Genomic DNA, 23,933 nt, shown 5'->3' with positions numbered 1-23,933 from the left:
AATTACTTCCTTTTGATTTCATTAAATTTGAATAAATATTTTTGATTTACACATGTCTAAGAGTAAATATAGGTTTAATCACGAAACACTTAGTTTTATTAGGGTAAGACCATCGCTTAAAGAAAAATTCTTTAAAGGGATTACTTACTTGATGGCAACCATTGTTATTACGATAACTTATTATTCCATTTATACTTCTTTTTTCGATACTCCTAAAGAACGTGGTTTGAAACGTGAAAGGCAAGAGTTACTATTACAGTTTGAAATTCTTAATGGGAAGTATGGGCAGGTAGAAGCAGTACTTAAGGATATTCAACAACGCGATGCAAATATTTATCGTACAATTTTTGAGGCTGAACCTATTCCTTTATCAATCAGAACTGCTGGTATTGGAGGTGTAGATAGATATTCAGAATTGGAAGATTTATCAAATTCAGATATTGTTGTTGAGTCGGCAAAAAAATTGGGTATTTTATCTAAACTGGTGGAAAGCCAATCAAAATCATTTGATGAAATTATTGAGTTGGCGAAAAATAAGGAGACAATGGTTCGTTGCGTGCCTAATATACAGCCAATTTCGAATAAGGATCTTACCCGTGTTGCTTCACCTTTTGGTTTGAGAATACACCCATTTTATAAAGTGCTAAAGATGCATGCTGGTATGGACTTTACAGCCCCTTCTGGAACTGAAGTTTATGCTACGGGTGATGGTGTTGTTTTTGATACTGATAGATCAAAAAGAGGGTATGGTAATACTGTAATTATCGATCATGGGTTTGGTTACAAAACGCTATATGCTCATTTAAGTGAAATATTGGTAAGTCCTGGTACTAAGGTAAGACGTGGTGCTGTAGTAGGTCTTGTTGGAAATACGGGTATGAGTTTAGCTCCACACCTTCATTATGAGGTAAGACTTAATGATAATCCCATTGATCCTATTAACTTCTACTTTAACGACCTTACTCCAGCGGAGTATTCGAAACTTATTGAAATTTCCTCTCAATCCACTCAAAGTTTTGATTAGACATAAATGCGAATTATAACTATTTTTTTTTTAGGAGTCTTTTGGATTAACCTATCAATTGGACAAACCGATACCCTTATTAGAGTTGTTGCCGCTGGGGATGTTAACTTGGGTACAAGTTATCCATCTACAGCATTTTTGCCTATGACAGCTGATGCTCCTTATTTTCTTTTGGAGCCAGCCAAGGATATCATTAAAAATGCTACAGTCGCCTTTTGTAATCTTGAGGGATCTTTTTTAAATACTGGTATTGTAAGTAAACATTGTAGAGATACAATGAATTGTTATGTTTTTAAAACACCTGAAATGTATTTTAAATGCATTGCAGATGTGGGTTTTAACCTTTTTAGTTTAGCAAACAATCATATTTACGATTTTGGATTAGCAGGTGTTGAATCAACATATCGATTGGTAAATAGTTTTAATTTGAATGCAGCAGGTACAACCAATCATTCTTTTTGTAAATTTGAAATAAATGGAGTTAGGTTTGGGTTTACCGCATTTTCGCCAATTACTGGAACTAATAATATAAATAATTACAGTGAAGTAAAAGAGATAGTTACATTGCTTAAGTTAGAAACCGATATTGTGATTGTTTCATTTCATGGAGGAGCAGAAGGTAAAAACTACCAACATGTAAAAAAAGAACAAGAAGTTTATTTAGGCGAGAATAGGGGTGATGTTTATGCGTTTTCGAAAATGGCTATTGATTGTGGGGCAGATATAGTCATTGGACATGGGCCTCATGTGCCTCGTGGGTTATATTTATACAAAAATCGTTTTATTGCTTTTAGCTTGGGGAATTTTTGCACATATGGTAGAATAAATGTGAGTGGTGTTAACGGTTACGCTCCCCTAATTGATATTTTTATAAATAAAAAGGGACAATTTGTAAAAGGGAAAATCCATTCATTCATTCAGGATTATGGATCTGGTATTTCAATTGATTCGTCGAGGAGAGCAGCATTGCTTATTCGAAAGTTGTCTGCGGAAGATTTTCCTGATAGCCCGTTAGAGATAGGCGAAGATGGTTCAATTAAATTAAAGTGACAATATGCCCTATAAAGAAAAAAAAGTTGAGAAGTTCTACTACTCAATTGGTGAAGTAGCCGAGATGTTTGATGTAAACGCTTCGTTGATAAGATTTTGGGAGAAAAATTTTGATATCATTAAACCCCATAAAAACAAAAAAGGGAATCGCTTTTTCACAAAAGAGGACATTGAGAATCTCAAGTTAATTCACCATCTTGTCAAAGATCAGCGGCTAACACTTGAGGGTGCAAAGAAAAAATTAGCTGAAAATAGGCAAGATACAATTCATAATTATGAGATAGTTGATTCTCTAAAGAAGATTAAGGAAATGCTTCTTGAGATCAGGGAAGAGTTATAGCATCATCCTTTTTTACCTATGATTATATCAGATGTTACTGCTTCATTGGAGCAACTTGCTCCAATATCGTATCAAGAATCGTATGACAATTCAGGGTTGCTAATTGGTAACCCTGAAAGTCTATTAAAAGGTATACTTGTTACCCTGGATGTTACCCCTGAGGTAATTGAAGAGGCACATGCAAAAGGTTTAAACTTAATAGTAGCACATCACCCATTAATATTCAATGGTGTAAAAAAAATAACAGGAAAAAGTTATGTTGAAAGAGCTATTATACATGCAATTAAAAATGATATAGCCGTTTACGCTGCGCACACAAATCTCGATAATATTGAGGGTGGTGTAAATTCTCGGATTGGAGAACTTTTAAAACTCACTAATTTAAAATTCCTTCAACCCCTGGAAGGAGAACTTATTAAACTAGTTACATTTGTGCCTACAAATGATGCGGAGAGAGTTCGACAAGCTATGTTTGAGGCTGGTGCTGGGCATATTGGAAATTATGACTATTGTTCCTTTAATATGGATGGTAAAGGCACATTTAGGGCAGGTGAGGGCACTAATCCATATGTGGGAAGTGAAGGGAAGTTTCACGTTGAACCCGAGGTGAGAATTGAGGTAGTTGTGCCTAAATCAAGAATTTCAAGAGTAGTAAGAGATCTGATTTCATCTCATCCCTACGAAGAGGTTGCTTACGATATTTATCCTATACTAAATTCTTTTTCTAAAGCGGGATCAGGAATGATTGGCGAATTAAAAAAACCGATATCCGAGACAGATTTCTTAAAAATTGTTAAAACAATTTTTAAAATTCAGTTGTTACGCCATACGAATTGCCTTGGAAAAAATATTCAAAAAGTTGCATTCTGTGGTGGAAGTGGGGCATTTCTTATTAAGCAGGCAATAGCAGCTGATGCAGATATCTTTATTACGGCAGATATTAAATATCATCAATTTTTTGATGCTGAGAATAGAATATTAATTGCAGATATTGGCCATTTTGAGAGCGAACAATTTACAGTAGATATTTTTTATGAATATCTATTGAAAAAATTCCCTAAATTTGCAATTCTCAAATCAGAAATAAAAACCAACCCAATTAATTACATATAAGTAAGGTATGGCAGTAGAAAAAAACAAGCCCGTTGAGACCACTGAACTCTCAGTTGAGGAGAAATTGAAAATTCTTTATGAACTTCAAACAGTTGATTCTAAGGTTGATGATATCAAGACACTTCGGGGTGAACTTCCATTAGAAGTTCAAGATCTTGAAGATGAAATTGAAGGACTTGAAACCCGAATTGGTAATCTTCATAAAGAAGTTGAAGAGATCGAGAGTCAAGGTACACGTAAGAAGCAGGAAATTAAGGATGCTGAAAACCATATAAAGAAATACGAAGAACAGCAGGGTAACGTCCGTAATAATCGCGAATTTGATTCCTTGTCAAAGGAGATTGAGTACCAGAAACTAGAAATTGAACTTTGTGAAAAGAGGATTCGTGAATTTACACAGCAGGCTAAAGAAAAGAAACAAGCAATTGATCAGGCTAAAGGTTTACTTAATGAACGATCCATTGATCTTAAGAACAAAAAGACAGAGTTAGACGATATCATTGCTGAAACTCAAAAGGAGGAGGATGAACTTAATAGACGTTCAGAGGCTTACACTGAGATGATTGAAAGTCGTCTTTACACTGCATACAAAAGAATTAGAATAAATGCTCGGAACGGTTTAGCCGTAGTTACGGTTAAGCGTGATGCTTGCGGAGGATGCTTTAATAAGATTCCACCTCAACGTCAACTAGATATTAAGATTCGTAAAAAAATCATCGTTTGTGAGTATTGCGGAAGAATTCTTGTTGATGATGGTTTTTCAGAAAATCAGGAAGGATAACATTAACTTCATATAAATGAAAAGGCGGGGAAACCCGCCTTTTTTATTTTTCGCTTTCTTAATTACCATGTTCCGCCAGCACCGCCTCCACCAAAACTTCCACCACCCCCACCGGTAAAACCACCATCATTAGAAGGGCTTGATGGAGTTACTCCTACTTCATCTGCTGATAAAGAATCAGTACTGCCTATAGTACCGCCAAATAATCTCATTAATTCTTCTTGACTTAAAACATTTAAATTTTTCATATCAATAATTATTATAAGTTTTATCAAATATAAACTTTTTTTTGATTGTTTAATGTGCTTTCATAACACTAAAATTTCTTGTAACTATTTATTCTAAGGATTTTATGTGGTTAAATATTACAAAATAAATTTTACCTACCAACTTCCGCCAGCACCTCCTCCGCCAAAACTTCCACCACCAAATCCTTCAAATCCTCCAGAACCTGATGAGAAATTGCCGAACCCACCACCACGGCTACCACTTGAGAGCATTCCCAATGCAAGCCAGAAGGGGATATTACTTCCTATGGTATTCCCCCTGTTTCGTGAGTTTCCTCTAAAGATCAGAGATAGGACAATAATAATTATTATAAATATGATTGTTCCGCCACCCTTTGATGATGATTTTCTTTTATTATATTGATCGGCGGTAAATTTTCCCTTTGCAAGGTTAATAATAGTTGTAGTTGCATCATCAAGCCCTTGGTAGAAATTATTTTTTTTAAAGGAGGGAATCATCTCTCTATTAACAATTTGATTTGCTGTAATGTCAGGAATTACATCCTCTAAACTATAACCAATTGCAATAAAAGCATCTCCTTTTTCATTGCCAACCTTAGGTTTAATTATTATCATTACGCCATTATTCTTACCTTTTCCTCCAACGCCCCATTTCTCCGCAAGTCGAAAAGCATAATCAGATTTGTCGAATCCAAGAAAATCATTAACAATAACTATTGCTATCTGATTTGAAGTGGAATCGTTATAGTTACGTAGTTTCGTTTCAAGACTAGCCCATTCATTTTGATTAAGTAATCCAACAAAGTCGTTTACCATACGACGAGGATTCATTGGTGCAGGTAACTCCTGTGCAAAAAGTATTGATGAGGATAAAACAAGAGCGAATAGTAAAATATTTCTAATATTTTTCATCATTTTAGGAGTTTTATTTACCGAATGAGATTTCGTCTGATAGTTCATTAACATCATCTTTCTGGTAGGGGAAATGAATCTTTAACTTTTCGCCAGCCATTATGATACCCTTTATTAAGCCCTCCGTTTGGTTGCCGACTTTAAACTGTTCAAGTACAGCCTCTTTAACTGAGTCCCAGAAATTTTCAGGAACTTTGGCATTGATTCCTGCATCACCCAATATGGCAAACTTGCGATCATCAATTGATAGGTAGAACAGCATACCGTTACGAAGTTGTGTTTTGTGCATTTTGAGTTTTGCGAAGATATTTGCTGCACGATCGAGAACGTCAACCTTACATTGTTTCTCGATATGAATACGAATTTCGCCAGAGGTGTTATTTTCAGCCTGCTTGATAGCTTCAACTATCTGCTTTTGCTGCTCTTTAGTAAAATGGTCAACTGGTCGCATAGTATAAGGTATTAGTTGGAATGGCAATAAAAATATGTTAATGTAATAATCAAGTAGCAAGTAACTGAAGTTATGCCCTGTTACTTGCTACTTGCAAGTTTGTTTCTTTATATACTAGCTGCCAAAATTAACTTTTGGTGCTTTTTCTGCTCCTTGCTCAGCTTCGAAATATGATTTTTTCTCAAATCCGAACATGTTAGCCCAAATATTTTTTGGAAATGATCGGATATAGGTATTGTAATCTTGAGCTAACTCATTGAATTTGCGACGCTCAACAGCAATGCGATTTTCGGTTCCTTCAAGTTGTTTCTGAAGATCGAGAAAATTCTCATTAGCCTTTAAATTTGGGTATTGCTCAACGGTAACTAAAAGACGAGATAAAGCACCACTTAGCTGCCCTTGAGCTGCTTGGAATTGCTGCATGCTTTGAGCATTAAGATTTTCTGGTTTAATGGAAACCTGAGTAGCCTTTGCTCTTGCTTCAATTACTTGGGTTAGGGTAGTTTTTTCAAAATCAGCGTATCCCTTTACAGTATTGACAAGATTTGGGATTAAATCCATTCTTCGTTGATATGCACTTTCTACGGTTCCCCATTGTGACTTAACAGCCTCATCCTTCTGAACCATATTATTGTATGAGCCTTTAATTGATGAGTAAATTAGAATCACCACAAGGATGATAGCCCCAAGAATAATCCACTTTTTCATTTTTGTAATTATTTAGTTTTCAAATATACATGTATTTATCAAATTACATGCTAAAAATGATTTAGCGATAAATGAGACATGGTGTCATCTATTTTCCCCTAATTTGTTGTAGTTTTGTAAAAGAAATCGATAATCATTCTTATCAAAATAAATATGACCAAAGAGGATTTTTGCAAAGTAATACTTCAGGGAATTCCTGAAGAACTTCCTATGGCAAAAGCATGGGATACAACAGTTAACCATGCGCCAAAGCGTAAACAGATATTAACTCTTGATGAGAAAAAGTTAGCAATTAAAAACGCTCTTAGATATTTTCCAGTTAAGCATCATGCCGTTTTGGCAGAGGAGTTTGCGCAAGAATTAAAGGAATACGGTAGGATTTATATGTACCGCTTTAGACCTGATTACAAGATATATGCTCGTAGTATCAACGATTTTCCTCATAAATCAATACAAGCCGCATCAATCATGCTAATGTTGAGCAATAATTTGGATTATGCTGTTGCTCAGCACCCGCATGAGTTAATCACTTACGGAGGTAATGGTGCAGCATTTCAAAATTGGGCGCAGTACCTAATTACCATGAAGTACCTTGCAGAGATGACAGATGAGCAGACTCTGATTCTTTATTCTGGACATCCAATGGGACTTTTTCCATCGCATAAGGATGCTCCAAGAGTTGTGGTAACAAATGGTATGATGATACCAAACTATTCAAGCAAGGATGATTGGGAACGTTACAACGCTTTAGGAGTAACTCAATATGGTCAGATGACAGCAGGTTCATTTATGTATATTGGCCCTCAGGGTATTGTTCATGGAACAACAATAACTGTTATGAATGCTGGTAGGATGCATATGAGAGCAGGGGAGACAGATTTAAGAGGAAAGATTTTTGTTTCATCTGGGCTTGGAGGTATGTCTGGTGCTCAGCCAAAGGCTGCTGTAATTGCTGGAATGATTGGTATAATCGCAGAGGTTAACCCAAAAGCATTGCATACTCGACATAGTCAGGGTTGGGTTGATGAAGTTTTTGAAAACCTTGATGAAATGATGCCTCGAATTAAAAAAGCTGTTGCAAACAAGGAGGGGGTATCGCTTGCATATCTTGGGAATATAGTTGATTTATGGGAGCGATTTGTTAAAGAGGATATTCATATCGATTTGGGAAGCGATCAAACATCACTTCATAACCCATTTGCAGGTGGTTATTATCCTGCAGGCATTAGTTTTGAGGAATCTGTTAAAATGATGGCTGAAAACCCATCGCTATTCAAGGATAAAGTTTATGAAAGTCTTCGTCGTCATGTAAAGGCTATTAATGCTATGGTAGCGAAGGGGATGTACTTCTTCGATTATGGAAATGCTTTTTTGCTTGAGAGTAGTCGTGCTGGTGCAGATATTCTAAAACCGAATGGAGATTTTAAGTACCCGTCATATGTTCAAGATATTATGGGTCCATTGTTTTTTGATTACGGTTTTGGACCATTCCGTTGGGTTTGCACATCTTCAGATCCTAAGGATTTGGAGGTGACTGATAGAATAGCAGCGGAGGTACTCGAAAAGATTGCAATAACAGCTCCCAAGGAGATAACCAATCAGCTTCAGGATAATATACATTGGATTAAAGAGGCATCGCAGAATAAGTTGGTTGTGGGTTCGCAGGCACGAATACTTTATGCCGATGCCGAAGGTCGAATAAAAATTGCAGAGGCTTTTAATAATGCAATTAAGGCGGGTAAGGTTTCAGCTCCAATAGTACTTGGTAGAGATCATCATGATGTTTCAGGAACCGATTCACCCTACAGGGAAACTTCAAATATCTATGATGGATCACGTTATACTGCTGATATGGCAATTCAGAATGTGATTGGCGACTCTTTTAGAGGTGCTACTTGGGTTTCAATCCATAATGGGGGTGGAGTTGGCTGGGGCGAAGTAATAAATGGCGGTTTTGGAATGACTCTCGATGGTTCTGCTGATGCAGATCGTAGACTAAAAATGATGCTTCTTTGGGATGTTAACAATGGGATTGCACGCCGTAGTTGGGCTCGTAATGAAGGAGCTATCTTCGCTATTCAGCGGGAAATGGAACGAACCCCTTCATTGAAGGTTACAATACCCAATATTGCAGATGATGATATCATTAATAAGGTGATAAATGGTTAATTTTTTAAATATGAAGAATATTACCAAATACTTTATTCCTTTGGGAGTAATGATAGCCTTTGCTTACTCATCATGCGAGAAGTTTTCTGGTGGAAATGGCGACTCAATTACTGGTGCATGGCGATGTAGAGAAGAAAATGGTAATAACTTTCGCCAATATTCTGTGAGCATAGATAGAGCTGGTGGCAGGTACGATTCAACCTATTTCATTATATATAATTTTCACAACTTGGGATTTGATTTTGAAACATATGCTCAGTTGAAGGATTCAACTCTAAGGGTAATATTTACTGATGGTTTGTATAACGTTTCTGGCAAAGGGATGGTAAGCAAAAATCTAAAAATAATTAATTGGTCTTACAATGTCTCAGGTCAAAATGTAAACGATAATTATGTTACTGCTTATTATTATAAGCAATAACTACTAAAAATAGCTACCATTATTCAACATCACTAGAGTACAATCGAAAACAACTTCAATTTTATGTAGCCTTGCTAATTTCATTAACTCCCCATTTTCAGTGCCAGGGTTAAATATTATTCTTTTGGGTTTAAGGGAGATAAAATAATCTAAATAATCTGTTTGGTTCAGTGGATTAAGATATAAAGAGATAGTGTGGATGTCATTAATAAAAGGTTTCCCAAGCATAATTTTTACTCCTTCAACTTCTCCCTCCTTTAGACCAACAGCAACAACATCAACATTGTGTTTAATTAAACTTTTAATGGCAAGATATGAGAAACGCGAAGGATTTGTGCTAGCACTAATCACTAAAGTTTTATAATCCATATCAAAATGGGCTAAATATCAATAATATAGACAGAGATTCAAATTTTGAATAAAAATCTAAAGATAATAATATTGAAGTGATTGAGATTATGTTTTTGATAGAAGGACAACAGCATATGCCGCAATGCCTTCCTCTTTTCCAACAAAACCTAAATTTTCAGTAGTTGTGGCTTTTATTGAAATATCTTCAGAGGAGATTTCAAGAACACTAGCCAAAATTTTTTGCATTTCGGGAATTAGATCCTTAATCTTTGGCTTTTGAAGACAGATGGTTGAATCGATATTTCCTATCTGAAATCCTTTAGATTTAACAAGATCTAAGGTTTGCTTAAGAAGAATCTTACTGTCAATTCCTTTAAGGGTTTTATCAGTATCAGGGAAGTGAATTCCAATATCCCTTAGGTTGGCAGCACCAAGCAAACCATCACATATTGCATGAATAAGAACATCTCCATCAGAATGGCCAACTGAGCCCTTAACATGTTCAATGTGAATTCCTCCTAACCAAAAAGGATAGCCTGATTCAAGTCTGTGGACATCGTAACCAAAGCCAATTCTGATTTTCATGTATAGCAATTAAAAATTAATCTCTGCTATTCTGTTTTGTTGCCTTTTCAAAATCGAATGATAAAGTGAATCTAACGGTATTTGCCATTGGGTTATTTTGACCCGATTGTGGGATTAGATAAGCAAAATCAAGGTTTAGAATGTTGTATTTTAATCCAGCGCCAAGGGTGAAATATTTTCTATTTCCTTTGGTTTTATCCTCGGTAAAATAACCTGCTCTTAGTGCAAATTGTTTTGAATAAAGGTACTCAAAACCAAGTGAGTAGCTAATTTCATGTAACTCTTCCTTCATTCCACCTGGCGCATCATAGAAAGATTGAATCATGCCTTGTGGAACTGAAACATCTGGATCTTTCCCTTTAATAATTTGGTTGCTTGAGTTATATAAAGGTGGCGTTGGTACCAAAAGTTTATTAGCATCAAGAATAAAAGACATATTGTTATATTGATCAAAATCCATTGAAAAACGTCCACCCAATCTTAAGTTTATAGGTATAAAAAATTTGTTTGCATCGTTATAGGATATTTTTGCACCTATATTTGATATGTTAAGACCAAAGGCTGCCTCAGCATTCTTTTTGTCGATTGAAAGAGGCTGTTTATAATACATGGAGACATCCCCAGCAAATGTGCTTCCTGCTTTTGATGAAGATGATCCTTGCTGTGAGTATCCTCCGGTTAGATCGGAACGAATATATCTAAATGCAATACCTCCAGATATTAGGTCAGCAAACTTGCGAGAGTAAGCAAAATCGAATGCAAATTCATTTGGGTTGTGCTTTTTTGTTTGGTTACCAGAATTATCAGTGAAAGTAATTTCACCCATTGAAAAGTAAAGCAGCGAACCGCTAATTGTTTGCTCTTTATCTACTTTATAAAAACCAGAAAGATATGTAAGGTTTATATCGTTTACTAGATTTCGTAACCATGGAGTATAGGAAAAGGAGAAACCATACTCCTTATCTATAAATGCAAGTTTTGCTGGATTCCAGTGCTGGGAGTTTGCATCAGGGGTTGTTGCTACTCCAGCATCTCCCAAACCAGCAGATCGTGAATCGGGTGCAATTGTTAGAAAAGGGACAGCAATACGGAGTGCATTTATTCCCCCGTTAATTGAAATTGTACTGTCGAATTGGGCGTTAGTTATCGAACAACTTAATACAAATAGCGTAAAAGTTACAAGGAGGTTTTTTTTAAGTGCAAACATGATCTTTTTTATTATAAATAGGTGGCAAATTTAATAAATGATTAATACCGAAGAGAACGAATAGGAAAAGATTTTATTATTTGAGCAAAACCATTTTTTGTTGTTGCTCGGCAGATTTTCCATTTGATGTTATGACTCTTAATCGATAAAAGTACACACCTCTACCAATTCTGGATCCAAAATCATCTTTTCCATCCCATTGTATTGGTCCAATTCGAAAACCACTCGCTGTTGATTCCTGATGATGAATGGTTTTTACTAGTTTACCTGATGGGCTGTAGATTTGAATCAGGATATTTAGATCGGTAAAGGGTTGATTATGTTCAAAGTAAAATGCGGTATTATCTGTGAATGGGTTGGGATAGTTTAGTAGATGACTTATCATAAGTTTATCATCATTTGTAACAAGAAATGAGATTTCACTCTCCGAACTATTATTATATGAATCCCATGCTTTAATTTTTATTTTATTGGAGCCAGCATTTAGATTAGTAAGTTGAAATTCCGCCTTGCCTCTTTGATAACTGTCATTATCAGCCTTATAGTAATCGTTCAGGATGATATTTTTTTCATCATTACTGTAAATAGTTGCAATTAAATCGTGACCAATCCCAGTACCTGTAGTATTGATTCCGCTGCTATCAATTAGGTCAACGATAAGTTTTGGGTTTGAATCAGAAATTCCACCTGATACGAATTTTGAATCATTCAAATAGATGCTGATCACAGGTCCTTTATCATCTGAGTATGGATTGCTATTTATTCCTCCAATTAGAATTGTTTGATTGTAACCAGCACCTGCCTCACTGCCATTAGTTGCAAAAAGACTAATCCTGCCAGTTCCTACACGGTAATTTATATCTTTGGGAATAATGCAGTTTATATCGAAAAGCCCATCTTTTACTGTTACATTTCCTCTGTAAATGATATTGTCGCGAACTTTAAATTCCATTGGGAGACCACCATCATTACTAAGGGTTTTTATTGTTTTTTCTTTATCGTATAGCGTTAACGATGTTATTCCATTAAAATTCACTGTTTCAGTAGTACTGTGATTGGTTATTTTGCCAACTATTTTAACTTTACTTAATGCCTTTAATGTGTCGCTTAAAGTTGCAATAGGGGCGTTGTTAATGCTGGTAATAGCAATATCGTATGTTGGATATTTTAGCATTAATGCAGGATCGCCAAGGAGCATAAAATTTCGCTTATTATTTCCAGTACCTGAAATATTTTTGGTTATTCTTACAATATCCCCTAATCTATAATGATTATCGTTGGTTGATGAAACTGATTTTTTTGACACCTCAGAGAATACGGTTTGAAAGAAATTGTAATTTAGAGTAAAATTAGGACTAGAATATACCAAGCGTGTGGTTGAGAGTAATCCTATACCTCCTCCATTTGGAGTTAATAGAATTGATTCTCCGGTTGATATTAGATTATAATCGTCAAAGCGACTAAATTCACAGGTTGCAGTGACGAATAAAGGGAGTTTCTGAAAATTTCTCCACGATCTTACATCGTCAAGCATGAGTACCTTTTCATGGGCAAGCCACTGCTCATTTCCATGTCCTGTATAGTTTACAATTAATGCGCCACTATTTACCTTGTTGCTTATTGCTAGCGTAACATCTGGATACCTATCACCAGTTGGTGTGGATTCTTGATGGTAGGCATCAAAAAATATTTTTTGAACATTATAAATTGAGTGATTTACTTTCACATAATCAGCCAATGTATTTGCATCTGTCATGTGAATATTTCCATCCTCATCATCACCAATAAAACAAAGCTGATTATTCCAATCCCCTAATGATGATTGGTTATGGTATTGTTTAATCTTGTTAAGAATCACATTGGACTGCTCCGTATTAGATGCAGGAAATCTGCCAATGCCAATATCTAACAAGCCAATAGCTCCACCCTCATTATCGTCCAATAGTCCAAAGAAATCATCGGTTACAAATGAGCTAGTTTTGTTAATCGACTCATTGGATTGGTAGGTTGGTATTAAATTAGTATTCCCTTTTTTATCGGAAATATTATCGTATGAACCATCACCAAATAGTAAGAGATAACGTGGCATATCTACCGATCCTGTTGAACGCTTATAGAACATTCGCATAAGGTTTCGAATAGCCGAAACATCACGATTGCCAGATGAAAACTCGTTATACACCTGATCGGTTGTTACTACCTGCACAGATAAACCATCATTTGTTCGATGAATTTCAGCAAGTTCTAATGCCTGATCTAACAAAGAAGGATGTACAACAATAATCATATCCGAATGAGAAGAACCATGAAGGTTTTGGTTTGGCACATCACCAACCAGCGAGACTGAATATGCTTTATCGTCTTCAAAAGCAATAAATTGTCTTAGTGAATCCGTTGGTAGGGTGAAAATTGCATTTCCGCTACCTGAAGAATAAACTATACTGCTAGGGAAATGGATATTTGAAATATCCCAAATACGTAGTGTATTTGGAGTGTTTTGAACGTTGAACTGTGTTACAGCATCAACACCCTTAGATTTGGTGTCCCTGAAAATTAATTGACTCCCCTGATACTTTAATAATTGACGAGAGTTTACTGTTATATAATCGAGCCATCCATTTGCTGCTGGGCTTGGTTTGTTGTATGTTAAAGTTACTATTAGATTTCCAGTGGGAGCGGGAGTTGTAAAATCTTGCTGTTTAACCGAAATAAAATCTGACTGTTCATCACCTACATTTACTCCATCCAGTTGAATGTTTCCAAGATTTACGCTATTTACTAAAATATTGTAGTCGCTAGTTGATGAAGAACGAGCACTTAGCCTTGTTCTAATTTTTACTGAACTTCCTAGTTCTTGGTTATTCAATTTTGTATTAAAGTTCTGTGTTGTGTAAATGTCAAAAGACTCCCCATACCAATCACGACCAGATTTAATAAGGTTTGTGTCATTTTTTTCAAATGCAACAAGTTCATCGTAATGATTTGTTTGATAGGTAGATGGGCTTGATGTGCTTATGATATCAGGTATTCTTTTTGGAGAGTTATAGTCGGTTGTTAGAAAATAGTTTATCTCTTTTGAGTAAGGATGAATCTCATGCATAAAAAAAATGTTTACCTCTTCGTATTTCCATGTCAATGGCCCTTCGGCGTAGAATAGGATATAATCCCCTTGATTGAAAATGCCATCAGCACCTTTCTCAATAATAATAGGTATTTGTTCAAGATCATCTGGAGAACTAACGTTATTCATATATGGTAGCTTGCTGCCACCGTTCCCCCAAACGCTCACGTTTTCGACATTTGAAAGCCCGTATGAAACAAGTTCGGAGAAGGTAAGTTTATAAACACCCGTTGCACCAATTTTTACCTTTACCCATTTGCCATTGCTCAATACCGACGAGGTTTTTATTAGTGCCTTTAATATGTTTTGAGGTTTTGAATAGTTGGATTCCTCTATACTTAATGTAAATGAATGCAACTTTTCAAATTCTCCATTGGAATTCACCCTAACGGCAGGAATAGTTGCGGCTAAAAAATTCTGTTTTCGTGATTGTTGAACACTGAAAAAGGGCTTTAGCAAACCTATCTTTTTAACACTCTTAATTTTTTTTAACTCAAGATCTGTAAGTTTGGAATATTGAGAATTTACAATTGCAATTTTTAGCTGTTCAATACTATTTATTGACGAAGAGATAGGAAACAATTCGAAATAGGAGGGTATCATTGTTTCGTGATCATCAAAAACCGCATTTTCAAAAAATAGATACCCACAATCAATGGTGAGATTTTGATTCTTGTTACTCGTCTGTTGAAAATTCCAGTTGATATCTCGTTGAAAACTTTGTGCGCTGATATTCAATGAAATGTAAATTGGAATTAAAATAATAAGCTTATATTTACTAATCATCTAATGTTATTTTTTGCAAATAAACAAAACTTTATTTTACCTTTAAACGCTTTTCTCTAGCACAATAAAAACGATGTGCAAGGGTTATTATTATTTATTCTACAAGAGGATTAAATGTCAAAGGGTTTAAATAGGATAGCATTGATAGTTCTAATTGTCGTGGTATCAAATATACGACTCTATGCTCAAGATCCCAGTTTCTCTCAGCTCTTTTTCAATCATTTATATTTAAACCCAGCATATGCAGGTGCAAGTAAGCACATTAGGTTGGGCTTGGTTTATCGTAATCAATGGATGGGCGCAAGAACTCCGTACACAACATATGGAGTTAGTTATGATCAAACCATTCAAAGTATTAAAAGTGGTGCTGGTATAAATTTAATAAACGATGTACAGTCAAATGGCATTTTGCAAAGAACCTCTGTAGATTTTATATATGCTTATGGTGTTCAAACTAACTTTAATTCTCATCTAAGAGGAGGAATACAAACAAGTTTAATACTAAAGAACCAGAACTTATCAAATTTAGTGTTTCCAGATATGATTGATCCCAATGGAAATGTTGTTGGTAACTCCGGTCTTTCTGGTAAAACTTCATTAATGTATGATTTTGGCGTTGGTCTTGCTGGAGATTGGGATATTTTTTATGGAGGAATAGCCGTTCATCACCTATTACAACCAGTAGAGGCTAGTCTAGGAGGACAAACGGCATATTTACCCCGAAAGTATACTGCACACTTAGGTTGTGAGTTTAATCTCTACAAATGGTATCGATTTAAACAGAAACTTTTATTTTCACCTAATATAATTTATATTCGTCAACAGAAATTTCAACAGTTAAATATTGGTTTTTACTTCACACGCTTTCAATTAGTAGCAGGAATGTGGCTAAGAGAAAACCTTGATCTTAAAAGTCATACCTTTATTTTAACGGGAGGGTATTCAAATGACCAATTTAGATTTGGATACAGCTATGATTTTGGCATTTATGACAAAGGATTTAGAGGATTAGCCACATCTACACATGAGGTAACTTTTGGATGGAATTTTGAGTATAAGAAAGGGAAAAGAAAATTTCGTTACATAAAATGTCCGAAATTTTAGTTTTTTACGTTATACATAGTAGCATTGAGATAAATAATTAATATATTTGAATTTAAATTACTATCGAAATCATAGGAAAAAATTGAGGCTATGAGCTTAAAGTATAAATTATTAGTGTTTGCCTTCGTTGGTATTTCAGGTATGACTTCCTGCAGTATGTTTGGAGGAGGCGGTGGAAAATCAGATTCTTCAACCACTGGTTGGAGTTATAATGATCCTAATACCGGAGGCTTTGAGGTTGTAACTAACTACCAACCTACAACTGGACCAGGATTGGTTTTTGTTGAGGGTGGTACATTTATTATGGGGCGTGTGGAGCAGGATCTTATGTATGATTGGAATGCGGTTCCACGTCGTGTAACAGTTGCATCATTCTATATGGATGAAACAGAGATTCGAAATGTTGATTGGAGAGAGTATGTCTACTGGTTAAAAAGAGTTTACACCTCATATCCACAGGTTGCTAAAAAAGCATTGCCTGATACACTTGTATGGAGGACTCCTCTTGGATACAATGAACCTTTTGTGTCGAATTATTTTAGACATCCAGCTTATAATGAGTATCCAGTGGTTGGAGTTAACTGGTTGCAAGCCAATGACTATTGTTTGTGGCGTACCGATAGAGTAAATGAGATGCTCCTTGTTAATAAGGGAATACTTGAGTTAGAACTTAACCAAAAGGATAATGATAATTTTAATACTGATGCATATCTTGCTAATCAGTATACTGGAACGGTTAAGAAAAATCTTCCAAGTTTAAAACCTGATGAAACTGAAGGTAGAAAGGTAATGTTCGAAGATGGTATACTGCTTCCAAAATATCGATTACCCTTAGAAGCCGAATGGGAATTTGCAGCATTAGGCTTGGTTGGCAATACTTACGAAGAGAGAATGGTTGAACGAAAAATATATCCTTGGAACGGTCATACGATAAGAAACCCAGCAATGAAGGAACGCGGTCAGATGATGGCAAACTTCGTTCGTAGTCGTGGTGACTACATGGGTACTGCTGGTCGTCTTAATGATGATAATCCAATTCCAGGTGAAGTTAAGTCATATTGGCCTAACGATTATGGGCTTTATTGTATGGCTGGAAATGTAAACGAATGGGTACTTGATGTATACCGCCCATTGAGTTTCGAAGATATGGACGAGTTTAGACCTTTCCGTGGAAATGTCTTTAAAACCTTGGCTACTAATGATGATGGAACTCTTGTTCAAAAGGATAGTCTTGGACGATTAAAATACCGTGATGTTACAGAGGAGGAAGCTGCGAATAGAAGAAATTATAATAAAGCATATTACATCAATTATAAGGATGGTGATTTAGCTTCTAGTACAAATTTTTATGAGGAATCTTCAACTAAGGATAATTCTTCAAATAGGATGTACTATCAAGGAGAAACCAAACGTCAGGATAGAGCAAATGATGGGATGACCTCCCTTGTTAATGACCATGTTCGAGTTTACAAAGGGGGCTCTTGGAAGGATAGAGCTTACTGGATGAGTCCAGGTACCAGAAGGTTCTTGGATGAGGCTTCATCAACAAACGATTTAGGTTTCCGCTGTGCAATGGAAGCTGTAGGTAAACAGTCACAATCAGAACGCTAGTTTTTTATAACTATAGCATAAAGGAAACCTCATTAAAAGTGAGGTTTCTTTATTTGAACCCGGATGAGTACATTAGAAAAAATATACCAAATATTCCTTACTAATCCTTTAGTCACCACTGATAGTCGGCATGTGCAAAAGGGATCAATCTTTTTTGCACTCAAAGGAGATAATTTTGATGGGAATAGGTTTGCAGTTGATGCTGTAAATCAAGGTTGTGTTGCAGCAATTGTTGACGATCATCAAATTGCTGATGATAGATGTATTTGTGTTGAGAATGTACTTGAAACTTTTCAAAATCTTTCGACCCTACATAGAAAATCACTTGGAGTAAAAGTTTTAGCCATTACTGGTAGTAATGGGAAAACAACAACCAAAGAACTGGTTAACAGCGTTTTGTCGAAAAAATACAGTATTTACGCTACTAAGGGCAATTTGAATAACCATATTGGGGTCCCATTAACTTTACTTTCGTTAACTAAAGAAATTGATATTGCAGTTGTTGAGATGGGAGCTAACCATCCGGGTGAGATTAAGCAACTTTCAACTATTGCTATGCCAGATTATGGAATTATTACTAATATAGGAAGAGCGCATTTGGAAGGCTTTGGTTCATTTGAGGGAGTTAAGCAGACAAAAGGAGAACTATACCAATATATTGCTGAGCATAAGGGGTACATTTTTTATAACCCAAATAATGAGCATTTGAATGATATAATAAACCTATATGGTTTGAAGGGTTATTCAATACCTTATGCTAAAGATTTGGGTGTAATTTCTATAGACACCAATGCTCCTAGTCCATATCTCTGCATAAAAGTTAAATTAGCAGAAAATGGTGAGCCCTTTAAAATTCAAACATCATTAGTTGGTAGCTATAATTTTGAGAATGTACTTGCTGCAATAACAGTGGGGCAGTTTATGGGTATTCCATTGGAAATGATAAAGGAGGCCATTGAAGGTTATACTCCATCGAATAGTAGATCTCAACTTGTAAAGACTGATTATAACACAGTAATCCTCGATGCATATAATGCAAATCCATCTAGTATGGAAGTCTCAATTAGGAATTTTTCTTCGTATAATGATAATCAAAAAGTAGCAATAATTGGAGAGATGCTTGAATTGGGGGACTATGCAGCGGAAGAACATAAACGGGTGGCTGAGTTGGTTAAATCGAGTGGTTTTTATTTGGCAATATTTGTAGGCAAAGGGTTTAAGAATGAGGCCAAAGATTACTTGTACTTTCCTGACTCTGAATCGTGTGCACAATACCTAAAAGTTCACCCTATTCATAATTCATTAATTCTGCTTAAAGGTTCAAGGGGCGTAAAACTTGAAAGAGTAATGGAAAGGCTATAAGTCTATTGTTTTAAAATACTTCTTTTAATGTGAACAATTACGTAATTGCAGGGTTACCTTTGCATGCTGAGTTATACCTTAGTGAATATGAATTTTTACGGATAAACATTACACAAATAATTAAAGCAAATTAAGATGGCAAAGATGAATAACATGATTATGGATCCTATTGTAGGTAAACTTATGGGATTACGCTATAAATCCCATCCATGGCATGGTATAGATATAGGTGAAGAAGCTCCTGAGATTGTTACTTGTTTCATTGAGGTTGTTCCTACGGATACTGTTAAGTATGAGGTTGATAAAGTTTCGGGTTATTTGAGGTTAGATAGACCTCAAAAATATTCGAACGTTGTTCCTGCTCTTTATGGATTTCTTCCACAAACTTATTCTGGCGATAAAGTAGCAGCGGTAGCTCGCGAGAAAACGGGTAATGATAGTATTAAGGGGGATAATGATCCCATAGATATTTGTATACTTACAGAAAAAGATATTACCCACGGAGATATTATTGTGAAAGCAAGACCCATAGGTGGTTTTAGAATGATTGACAATAATGAAGCTGATGATAAACTAATCGCTGTTCTTAATAAGGACGCAGTATATGGGGATTATAAGGATATTAAGGATTGTCCTCCGTTGGTTATTGATAGGCTAAAGCATTACTTTCTTACATATAAGGATCTTCCCGGTGAAAAGAGAAGATGCGAGATTACTCATATTTATGGGATTGAAGAAGCTCACGATCTTATTCGTCGTTCTATGGAAGACTATACTGACCGCTTTTTCAACCTAGAATCGATGCTTAAAATCTAAGTTGAATTTCTTGGATTTCGATTCTTTAATCTATTCAAATCTTCTACACTAATTCTTAGTGTAGAGATATCTCTTAATTTTTTGAGTTGGTGTTTTCTCAAATGGTTCAACCTGAACAACTACAAGGTTGACCTTTGAGAAGTTAGAGACTCTTGAGTTAACATAAATTCTAATCTCTTCCAACATTTCATCAATTACTAAATCTATTTCCTGTTGTAAAGTTATTGCAGCATCGCGAAGATGACTATACCTGCTCTCAAGAGCTTCATAGTTTAGATGAACCCTTGCAACTAGTTTCCCTTTTAGCTCATACACCAATGATTCAGAAACTAAGTCATGATTATTGATTACATCCTCAATTTCTTCTGGGTAAATATTTTCCCCGCTTGGGCCAAGAATCATATTTTTTAAACGCCCCTTAAGTTCAATATACCCTTTTGAATTTAGAACCCCAAGATCTCCCGTTTTTAACCAACCATCATCGGTAAACATTTCTGTTGTTAAAAGGGGTTCCTTATAGTAGCCAACCATTACATTTGCTCCACGAACATGGATTTCACCCTCACCATTTTCAGCATTAGGATTATCAATTCTTAGTTCTTGTCCTGGTAAGCAATAACCTGCCTGACGAAATCCAGTAATTTTGGGTGTGCAGCCACTAATCAATGGAGATGCTTCAGTCATTCCATACCCAATGGAGTAAGGGAATCGTCCTTCGCTAAGAAACTGTTCAACCTCATGCGATAGCTTTGCACCACCTACGCCAAAGAAATGAAGTTTTCCTCCAAAGGTTTTGTGTAATTTTTTGGCAGCAATCCTATGCATTAGTTTTCGGGTGGGTGTTAAACCAAAAAAATACTTCTTTAAAGGTGATGACGTTAATTCTGGATATATTTTACTTCTGTAAATTTTTTCAATAATTAAGGGTACTGTAAGTATCATTGTTGGCTTAACGGTCTGCATTGCAGGTATAAGAACTGCTGCTGTAGGAGGCTTACTTAGATAGTATACAGTTGCGCCGCAATATAATGGTAACAAAAATCCAATTGTACATTCATAGGTGTGTGAAAGGGGAAGAACGGAAAGAAACCTATCTTTAGGGTTTATGCTTTGAATACCTAATGTTGAAATAAGATTAGAAACTAGGTTTTTATGTGATAACATAACCCCTTTTGAACGACCTGTTGTACCGGATGTGTATAATATGACTGCTAATTCATCCTCCTCTGGAATAGGAAATTCGATACTATTAAGGGTTGGATTAAGTATGGACGAGGGTCTTATATAGCCTAAAAGGTTATCATTAGAAGGGGATTCATCAATAACCTCAACAGTATTAAGAAGTATAACTGAACTAGTTTTCTTTAATCTATCGGCATTTATTTTTGAATAGAATTTGGAAGAAACAAAGATTGCTTTTGCTTCGCTGTGCTCTAAAATATTTTCAATTTCAATTTCAGAAAAATCTGTAAGAATGGGAACTGCAATTGCTCCAATTGAAGTGATTGCAAAATAGGAAGCACCCCAATTGGGGCTATTCTCACCTAGAATAGCTACTCGATCACCTTTTTCAATCCCCAATGCTAATAGCATTCCAGAAATATTACGAACAATATTTGCTAAATCACTATACGTTAACGGTGTTTCGCCAACAAAGGATAATGCAGGTCTTAGGGGGAAATCTTTCTGAGATCGTACAATTAAATCCCTTAATGTTAATTTATTAGGAATTATCATTCTGAAGAAATAAAATTAGCGATTCGAATCCACACAAAACAAGGGGCAAAATTAAGAATTTAATTTACAAATAAACCATTTTGAATAGAGTTCAATTCAGAGGTTACAGTTTAATATCTAACGAGGAATACGAGTTAAAGGTTTTCTTTTTGAGTAAGAAAAAGTTTAGTAGCACGGATTTGTGTAGGATTTTACTGCCATTACGGACTCTATTCAAGTTTGTAATATTTCTTTTATTTCTAAGGATTCCAATGCTTTTCCAATAATCACAATGAGCTGAAAATACCGCTTTAAAAAAGCTGAATTTGCCATTTATAAGATAGGCGACTGCTGATAATCCATCTAAAATCAACCTTATTAGTATTGTTGAGAACAGTTTGCTTTTAGGGAGGTTTTTATATAGCATAAATAGACTGTTCCTATAATTGTAGTAAAGTTTTCTTGGATTATTATTTGGTAATGTACCCCCACCAACATGATAAACCTTGGAATTGGGTATGCACCAAATAGAATAACCAGAGTTTGTTAATCTCCAACAAAGATCAATCTCCTCCATGTGCGCAAAGAAATCATCATCAAGCCCATTGGCTTCCCAGTATGCTTTTGATCGGATGAACAAGCAAGCACCACTTGCCCAGAAAATCTCCAGGGGATTATCATATTGGCCTTTATCCTCTTCAATACATGATAATATTCTACCTCGGCAAAAGGGGTATCCAAGATAATCGATAAAACCTCCCGCAGCACCAGCGTATTCAAAGTGAGAAGGATTGTTGTAATCGAGGATTTTTGGCATACAGGCTGCTGCCTGTGGATTTTTATCCATGAATTGAATCAGTGGATTCAACCATCCTTGGGGCACATCAACATCGGAGTTAAGAAGAACGTAGTACTCTGCTTCAATTTGTTTAAGGGCTAAATTATACCCCGATGCAAAACCATAATTTTTATCTAGCCTAATAATCTTAACGTTAGGGTGATCGCTTTCAATATATGATATCGATTCATCCGTTGAACCATTATCGGCAACTACAATATCAATATTAGGGGTAATTGTATTGGTAACAACTCCGGGTAAAAATTTCTTTACAAATTTCTCACCATTCCAGTTTAGTATTACTACTGCAGCTTTTTGCATCCGTTAAACTGTTTGTTCATGTTTGTAATCGGCAGGTTTTCGGTGTTTCCATCTGCGATGTGACCAGAGCCAATATTCGGGAGCCTCATAGATCAACTTTTCTAGGGCATGAACATGCATTTCGGTTATCTCGTAGGGTTTGGTTTGCAATGGTTCTGCGCAAAGGGTTTCAAGTTCAACCTCGTATCTCCCTCTTGCTACTTTTCTCATGCTACAGAAAATAACAGGTTGATTGAGTTTGCGTGATATCTTTTCTACCCCAAGAAATACAGGAGTGTCCTGATTTAGGAAGGTTGTCCAGTAGTGAATATCGCTTGGGGTCTGGTCGCAAACCAACCCTAGAAAAAACAATCGCTTTTCGTTTGTGCATTTAATTGCCGCACGAAGGGTATCCTGCATTGGAACAGAGGCTGCACCAAACCTCTCACGGGAACTATTTAGAAATTTTTCGAAATATTTGTTTTTCATAGGTTTATAAATACCTATTGTAAAATGCTTATTATGATAGGCGAATAAACCGAGTAATTCCCAATTTGAATAGTGTCCTGTGGCTACAATAACACTTTTGCCCTTATCGTAAAAATCGTAAAAAAGTTCAATGTTATTGAATTTACACATTTTAATAAAATCCTTTTTATTTGCATGTAGGATATAAATAGTTTCAATAAACAAATCACAGAGGTGTTTGTAAAAGGCTTTTTCAATTCTTTTAAGTTCCTTCGATGATTTCTCTGGGAAGGAGTTTCTTAGGTTGGTTCTAACCGTTTTAACCCGATACCTAAATATATGGTATATGAATAAACGAGCAATGTCAGAAATAACAAACATTCCCTTTAATGGCAAAAGAGTCATTATTCGGGTAATAATAAAAAAGAGATAAAAAGCTATTTTTCCCATT

At 35.6% G+C, this 23,933-nt stretch carries 22 protein-coding genes; 11 read left to right on the top strand and 11 right to left on the bottom strand.

Going from position 1 to position 23,933, the window contains the following annotated elements:
- The first annotated feature begins 52 nt into the window (after nt 1–52).
- The 5 genes from HOO91_07575 to HOO91_07555 are packed head-to-tail and all read left to right on the top strand — an operon-like array spanning nt 53 to nt 4,308.
- Nucleotides 53–1,024, top strand: coding sequence for a M23 family metallopeptidase (locus HOO91_07575; protein ID NOU17400.1), 972 nt, complete (start codon nt 53–55; stop codon nt 1,022–1,024).
- 6 nt (nt 1,025–1,030) lie between these two features.
- Nucleotides 1,031–2,074, top strand: a complete 1,044-nt coding sequence (locus HOO91_07570; GenBank protein NOU17399.1) for a CapA family protein — start codon at nt 1,031–1,033, stop codon at nt 2,072–2,074.
- Between the two features lie 4 nt (nt 2,075–2,078).
- Nucleotides 2,079–2,414: a MerR family transcriptional regulator gene (locus HOO91_07565; protein NOU17398.1), complete on the top strand. Its 336-nt coding sequence runs from the start codon at nt 2,079–2,081 to the stop codon at nt 2,412–2,414.
- A gap of 18 nt (nt 2,415–2,432) precedes the next feature.
- Nucleotides 2,433–3,527 carry a Nif3-like dinuclear metal center hexameric protein gene (locus HOO91_07560; protein ID NOU17397.1) on the top strand — a complete coding sequence of 365 codons (1,095 nt, stop codon included), beginning with the start codon at nt 2,433–2,435 and terminating at the stop codon, nt 3,525–3,527.
- Nucleotides 3,528–3,534: 7 nt separating this feature from the next.
- Nucleotides 3,535–4,308, top strand: coding sequence for a hypothetical protein (locus tag HOO91_07555; protein ID NOU17396.1), 774 nt, complete (start codon nt 3,535–3,537; stop codon nt 4,306–4,308).
- Between the two features lie 62 nt (nt 4,309–4,370).
- Here HOO91_07555 and HOO91_07550 read toward each other — a convergent pair whose 3' ends face one another.
- The 4 genes from HOO91_07550 to HOO91_07535 form a co-directional block, all read right to left on the bottom strand.
- On the bottom strand, nt 4,371–4,520 hold the full coding sequence (locus HOO91_07550; GenBank protein ID NOU17395.1) for a hypothetical protein: 150 nt from the start codon (nt 4,518–4,520) through the stop codon (nt 4,371–4,373).
- A 171-nt stretch (nt 4,521–4,691) separates the two neighbouring features.
- Entirely contained in the window at nt 4,692–5,468 is a 777-nt protein-coding gene (locus HOO91_07545) for a TPM domain-containing protein (GenBank protein NOU17394.1), read from the bottom strand.
- A 13-nt stretch (nt 5,469–5,481) separates the two neighbouring features.
- Nucleotides 5,482–5,919, bottom strand: a complete 438-nt coding sequence (locus tag HOO91_07540) for a TPM domain-containing protein (GenBank protein ID NOU17393.1) — start codon at nt 5,917–5,919, stop codon at nt 5,482–5,484.
- A gap of 114 nt (nt 5,920–6,033) precedes the next feature.
- Entirely contained in the window at nt 6,034–6,627 is a 594-nt protein-coding gene (locus HOO91_07535; protein ID NOU17392.1) for a LemA family protein, read from the bottom strand.
- A 153-nt stretch (nt 6,628–6,780) separates the two neighbouring features.
- Here HOO91_07535 and HOO91_07530 point away from each other — a divergent pair, with 153 nt between their 5' ends.
- Nucleotides 6,781–8,796, top strand: a complete 2,016-nt coding sequence (locus HOO91_07530) for a urocanate hydratase (GenBank protein ID NOU17391.1) — start codon at nt 6,781–6,783, stop codon at nt 8,794–8,796.
- A 10-nt stretch (nt 8,797–8,806) separates the two neighbouring features.
- A complete protein-coding gene (locus tag HOO91_07525) occupies nt 8,807–9,217 on the top strand; it encodes a hypothetical protein (protein ID NOU17390.1) in 411 nt (136 codons plus the stop codon).
- A 3-nt stretch (nt 9,218–9,220) separates the two neighbouring features.
- Here HOO91_07525 and HOO91_07520 read toward each other — a convergent pair whose 3' ends face one another.
- The 4 genes from HOO91_07520 to porU all read right to left on the bottom strand — a co-directional run bounded on the left by HOO91_07520 (nt 9,221) and on the right by porU (nt 15,267).
- Nucleotides 9,221–9,586 (bottom strand): CoA-binding protein, encoded by a 366-nt coding sequence (locus HOO91_07520; protein NOU17389.1) that lies wholly within the window; start codon nt 9,584–9,586, stop codon nt 9,221–9,223.
- Between the two features lie 87 nt (nt 9,587–9,673).
- The gene (locus tag HOO91_07515; protein ID NOU17388.1) at nt 9,674–10,153 is read right to left on the bottom strand and encodes a 2-C-methyl-D-erythritol 2,4-cyclodiphosphate synthase; all 480 of its coding nucleotides are present in this window, start codon (nt 10,151–10,153) and stop codon (nt 9,674–9,676) included.
- A gap of 16 nt (nt 10,154–10,169) precedes the next feature.
- Complete coding sequence (porV, locus tag HOO91_07510; GenBank protein NOU17387.1) at nt 10,170–11,360, bottom strand: type IX secretion system outer membrane channel protein PorV; 1,191 nt, start codon at nt 11,358–11,360, stop codon at nt 10,170–10,172.
- Between the two features lie 76 nt (nt 11,361–11,436).
- The gene (gene porU, locus HOO91_07505; protein ID NOU17386.1) at nt 11,437–15,267 is read right to left on the bottom strand and encodes a type IX secretion system sortase PorU; all 3,831 of its coding nucleotides are present in this window, start codon (nt 15,265–15,267) and stop codon (nt 11,437–11,439) included.
- A 114-nt stretch (nt 15,268–15,381) separates the two neighbouring features.
- On the opposite strand from porU, the gene HOO91_07500 reads away from it, so the two are divergent.
- The 4 genes from HOO91_07500 (at nt 15,382) to HOO91_07485 (ending at nt 20,160) form a co-directional block, all read left to right on the top strand.
- Nucleotides 15,382–16,371: a PorP/SprF family type IX secretion system membrane protein gene (locus HOO91_07500; protein ID NOU17385.1), complete on the top strand. Its 990-nt coding sequence runs from the start codon at nt 15,382–15,384 to the stop codon at nt 16,369–16,371.
- Between the two features lie 90 nt (nt 16,372–16,461).
- Nucleotides 16,462–17,982, top strand: coding sequence for a gliding motility lipoprotein GldJ (gene gldJ / locus HOO91_07495; GenBank protein NOU17384.1), 1,521 nt, complete (start codon nt 16,462–16,464; stop codon nt 17,980–17,982).
- A gap of 63 nt (nt 17,983–18,045) precedes the next feature.
- On the top strand, nt 18,046–19,344 hold the full coding sequence (locus HOO91_07490; protein ID NOU17383.1) for a UDP-N-acetylmuramoyl-tripeptide--D-alanyl-D-alanine ligase: 1,299 nt from the start codon (nt 18,046–18,048) through the stop codon (nt 19,342–19,344).
- A 144-nt stretch (nt 19,345–19,488) separates the two neighbouring features.
- Nucleotides 19,489–20,160, top strand: a complete 672-nt coding sequence (locus HOO91_07485; GenBank protein ID NOU17382.1) for an inorganic pyrophosphatase — start codon at nt 19,489–19,491, stop codon at nt 20,158–20,160.
- A gap of 48 nt (nt 20,161–20,208) precedes the next feature.
- Here the strand turns inward: HOO91_07485 and HOO91_07480 are convergent, their stop codons facing one another.
- The 3 genes from HOO91_07480 to HOO91_07470 all read right to left on the bottom strand — a co-directional run bounded on the left by HOO91_07480 (nt 20,209) and on the right by HOO91_07470 (nt 23,932).
- Nucleotides 20,209–21,897, bottom strand: a complete 1,689-nt coding sequence (locus tag HOO91_07480) for an AMP-binding protein (protein ID NOU17381.1) — start codon at nt 21,895–21,897, stop codon at nt 20,209–20,211.
- Between the two features lie 103 nt (nt 21,898–22,000).
- Complete coding sequence (locus HOO91_07475) at nt 22,001–23,035, bottom strand: glycosyltransferase family 2 protein (GenBank protein NOU17380.1); 1,035 nt, start codon at nt 23,033–23,035, stop codon at nt 22,001–22,003.
- A gap of 3 nt (nt 23,036–23,038) precedes the next feature.
- On the bottom strand, nt 23,039–23,932 hold the full coding sequence (locus HOO91_07470; protein ID NOU17379.1) for a lysophospholipid acyltransferase family protein: 894 nt from the start codon (nt 23,930–23,932) through the stop codon (nt 23,039–23,041).
- Nucleotide 23,933: the final 1 nt, after the last annotated feature.

It is taken from the genome of Bacteroidales bacterium (genome assembly GCA_013141385.1).
Lineage (GTDB): Bacteria > Bacteroidota > Bacteroidia > Bacteroidales > Tenuifilaceae > UBA8529.
The sequence above is the reverse complement of the archived record's forward strand: the minus strand, read 5'-3'. Positions and strand labels throughout refer to the sequence as shown.